Raw genomic sequence first — 3,291 nt, 5'->3', positions numbered from 1 at the left:
CAGATTGAGCACACAAGGCATAGATCAGTGAGTAACTTTTTGGTTAATACTCTTTGTGGAATTGCAGCTTATATGAGGCAACCTAAAAAACCTCGTATTAGAATGTCTGATAAGGAAAGTTTAGGGCTAGTTACCAGCTAGAAAACCCAAAACTGAGGTTTCTACTAACATTGATGCTTCCGTAGATGAAGCCTTTGAAGAACATATCTCTTCTATCAAAGAGTTTATGCTAGAAGATACCTTTCCAAATATCCCTATAAAAGAAAACCCTTCTTTTACAGAAAAAGCAAGAGATTTAGGTGCATTTTTAGCTCATGAAGCTTTAGACGGAGCTTCTGAAATAGGTTCTTGCATACCACAATTTACACAAGAGATTCAAGAAGCAGGAGCTCGGATTTTACCAGAAAATACCCCTTCAGATGATTTTTCATTAACCCCTATGGAGAACTACGAAAGTTTAGTTGCAAAAGGTCATCAGAAAATCGATCAGATCTTTTCAACAGACCATTCGGAGTGCTATACTCCAGAGGGGAAAAACAGAAAAAATGATTTTGTCATTGGCATGTGTCCTCCTCCTGGAGTATTAGGAGAAGTTTTTAGCGACATTAATAAACTATTAAAAGCAGGGCAAGCCCTAGATCGAGCAGGTTTTACCAAGGCTGGAAGAAGCTTAATGAAACATGGAAACAGAGAAGGAAGTATTTTTCCAAAACCATTAGGCAACCCAACTGCGATGAATAGACGAGGAGAAAATATTCTCAGGGAGATTTTGAATGATCCAAAGAGAATTATTCTCAAAAATAATAAAGGCGGCATAGAAATCTACGCTCCAAATGGAAGAGGAGCATATTTTAGAGAAGATGGAACTTTCAGAGGATTTATTGAGTATGGTCATAAATAAAGGATTTTGCACAAAAATTTGCGGCGATGTAGACCTTGAAGGAATGGTTATTTTAGTTTGTTATGATGACCAAATCATTGCTGAGATCAATTATGAAAAAGGCATAGATAACATGGAAATTGAAATTATTCCTTCCCAAGAATTCATTTTCCCTCTACAAGATTTTCTTAACGTATTAGAAAAAGCAAAAAAGCTTGTCATACAGTGCGCCAAAGAAGATGAGCTTAGAGAAAAAGAATAATTTTTCCAAAAAATTAGATTAGTTCCACTTGGGTTTTTAGAGTTAGATAAATAAATGAAAAAATTTTGTATAACTATAGCAAGTCTCCCTGATAGAGAAAATCTTGTGGCCGAAATCTGTTATGAAGGAGTTCAGTGGGTCGAAATTTCTCAAGAAGCAAATGAATCAATTATTCAATTTTACTCTCACCCTAGACAGGACTATTGGGAATTTGTTTTGGATGAAGCGTTAGAAGCTCTAGCACAAGCAAAAAAAAGATTGCTGGACTTAGAAAAAAGACGAACGTGATTTAAATTAGTAATGATAAAGGCTAAAGGATTTGATATAATCATTTCAAGCGATACACAATATGAAGAGTTGTGTGCAGAAATTTATTTTAATAGAGAATTTGTTGCAATAATTACGCAAGAACAAGGAATCGAGAATTCAATTATTGAGATCTATCCTCCATTAAGTATAGAAAAATGGACATTTAGTTATTTAGAATTTATTGAAGCTTTGAAAGATGCAAAAGCGAGTTTAGTAAAGATGGAAAAAGAATCTTAATAAAGCCTAGAAGTTTATAGATGATGCCTTTTAAGAGGTTTGCACAGAGTCTTTATTGTGAAAAAAAATTTAATATTGAATTAAGCAGTGATTTAGATTTTGAAGGTATGGTTGTTGAAGTTTGTTTTGATAATCAAGTAATCGCTACGTGTAATTACGAAAAAGGTCAGGGCTTACGCATGAAGAATTTTCTTTGCACCCACCAGAGCTAATAAATCATCTTTATGACATGATAGTTGATTGCATGCCTTTCTTTTGGGTCTGGTAAAATCGAAAAATGCATTATAATCGATGAAGAATGAATAAATCCTTCCATTTTATACTCCTTATGAAAAAGGACCAGGTCATTTTTTATCTCTCAATTATCAAGCAAAATCTTCATGCGTTGGCCCTGCGAAAAAGGTATAGATAATATAGAAATCCAAATCCTATCACAAAATACAGACTCTCAAGAATGCATTTTCCCTCTACAAGATTTTCTTAACGTATTAGAAATAAGCAAAAAAGCTTGTCATACAGTGCGCTAAAGAAGATGAACTTAGAGAAAAAGAATTTTTTCAATAGTAGTATTAAACGCGCAGGGGCTGATTTTATTTTCGCGGTTCCTCTATTATTCCCTTAAAAATTTAAAGAGATTCTTCATGGAAAGAGGAAGTATAAATTTTAGAATGGGCTTTTCAAAACCATTAAAGTTAGAAGCAGCAGAGATCGTATATGCTCCCATATTTTCAAAAATGATCCAATCTCCCATATTAAGCGAGGGAAGATAACAAGTTTTTAGAATACAATCCATCCCATCACATGTAGGACCCCAAATGCTGCTTTTTTGCAATTTATTTTCAGAAGATGGTTTCATCTGATAAGCTAAGGGCGTAATAACAGCGTGATCAAAGATAAGACAGTTAAATGAACCATATAACCCATCATTAACATAATACATAGTATCTTCATTAAGAAAAGACAGCTCTCGTTTAGCGATGATATTTGTACAGAGCCGTACTGCATTCAACTTAAATTCTTTATCGTAGTTTCTATTTTGTCTAGACATATAAAATCTCCTTCTAAATTGATTTTATTTGTCTGTTTTCTATCTGTCTACTAAATGGTAGCAAGGTCAGTTTCCCTGGATCTGGGATATTAAAGCCATGCAATGAAGAATTATATCGTTTAAAGAAGCAACTAGCTGACGTTACGATGGAGAGAGACATCCTAAAAAAAGCAGTTGCCATCTTCTCCAAACCAAAGAGTTGAAATTTGAATTTATGAAGACCCATTCTAAAGAATTTGAAATAGAGAAGATGGCTCACATTTTAGAAGTTTCCAGGTGTGGGTACTATGAGTTTTTAAATAGAGTGATTAGTAAAAGAAACGTGGAGAATCAAGAGTTAATCAAAGAAATTAAAAAAGCTCATAAGAGTAGCCGAGGAACTTATGGGAGCCCGAGGATTCACGCTAAGCTTCAAAAGCAGGGCATTTCCTGTTCTAGAAAAAGAGTTGCTAAATTAATGAAGCAAGAGAAAATACAGGCTAAGATGAGAAAAAAATGGAAGGTGACTACAAGGGCAAGCAAAAAAGAGATAATGATAGCTCCTAACCATTTGGA

7 protein-coding genes and 2 pseudogenes are annotated in these 3,291 nt (G+C 34.2%); 8 read left to right on the top strand and 1 reads right to left on the bottom strand.

All coding sequences use genetic code 11. The features are described 5' to 3' along the window. The 7 genes and pseudogenes from RHTP_RS09015 to RHTP_RS08855 form a co-directional block, all read left to right on the top strand. A pseudogene (locus RHTP_RS09015) lies at nt 1-141 on the top strand (IS982 family transposase); the annotation flags it as partial. Nucleotides 142-226: 85 nt separating this feature from the next. Further along, nucleotides 227-901: a tRNase toxin domain-containing protein gene (locus RHTP_RS07535; RefSeq protein ID WP_138107512.1), complete on the top strand. Its 675-nt coding sequence runs from the start codon at nt 227-229 to the stop codon at nt 899-901. After that, nucleotides 888-1,142, top strand: a complete 255-nt coding sequence (locus RHTP_RS07530; RefSeq protein ID WP_138107511.1) for a hypothetical protein — start codon at nt 888-890, stop codon at nt 1,140-1,142. The genes RHTP_RS07535 and RHTP_RS07530 overlap by 14 nt, the downstream gene beginning before the upstream one ends. 105 nt (nt 1,143-1,247) lie before the next feature. Next, nucleotides 1,248-1,430 (top strand): hypothetical protein, encoded by a 183-nt coding sequence (locus tag RHTP_RS07525; protein ID WP_244609541.1) that lies wholly within the window; start codon nt 1,248-1,250, stop codon nt 1,428-1,430. A 12-nt stretch (nt 1,431-1,442) separates the two neighbouring features. Then, nucleotides 1,443-1,688, top strand: a complete 246-nt coding sequence (locus RHTP_RS07520) for a hypothetical protein (protein ID WP_138107509.1) — start codon at nt 1,443-1,445, stop codon at nt 1,686-1,688. 20 nt (nt 1,689-1,708) lie between these two features. Next, entirely contained in the window at nt 1,709-1,900 is a 192-nt protein-coding gene (locus tag RHTP_RS07515; protein ID WP_138107508.1) for a hypothetical protein, read from the top strand. Between the two features lie 168 nt (nt 1,901-2,068). Then, nucleotides 2,069-2,215, top strand: coding sequence for a hypothetical protein (locus RHTP_RS08855; protein ID WP_171005780.1), 147 nt, complete (start codon nt 2,069-2,071; stop codon nt 2,213-2,215). An 83-nt stretch (nt 2,216-2,298) separates the two neighbouring features. Here the strand turns inward: RHTP_RS08855 and RHTP_RS07510 are convergent, their stop codons facing one another. Beyond that, nucleotides 2,299-2,736: a type III PLP-dependent enzyme domain-containing protein gene (locus tag RHTP_RS07510; RefSeq protein ID WP_138107507.1), complete on the bottom strand. Its 438-nt coding sequence runs from the start codon at nt 2,734-2,736 to the stop codon at nt 2,299-2,301. A 68-nt stretch (nt 2,737-2,804) separates the two neighbouring features. Between RHTP_RS07510 and RHTP_RS07505 the strand changes: the two are divergent. Then, nucleotides 2,805-3,291: pseudogene (locus RHTP_RS07505) on the top strand (IS3 family transposase); the annotation flags it as partial.

Origin of the sequence: Candidatus Rhabdochlamydia sp. T3358 (assembly GCF_901000775.1) — a bacterium.
Taxonomy (GTDB): domain Bacteria; phylum Chlamydiota; class Chlamydiia; order Chlamydiales; family Rhabdochlamydiaceae; genus Rhabdochlamydia.
The sequence above is the reverse complement of the archived record's forward strand: the minus strand, read 5'-3'. Positions and strand labels throughout refer to the sequence as shown.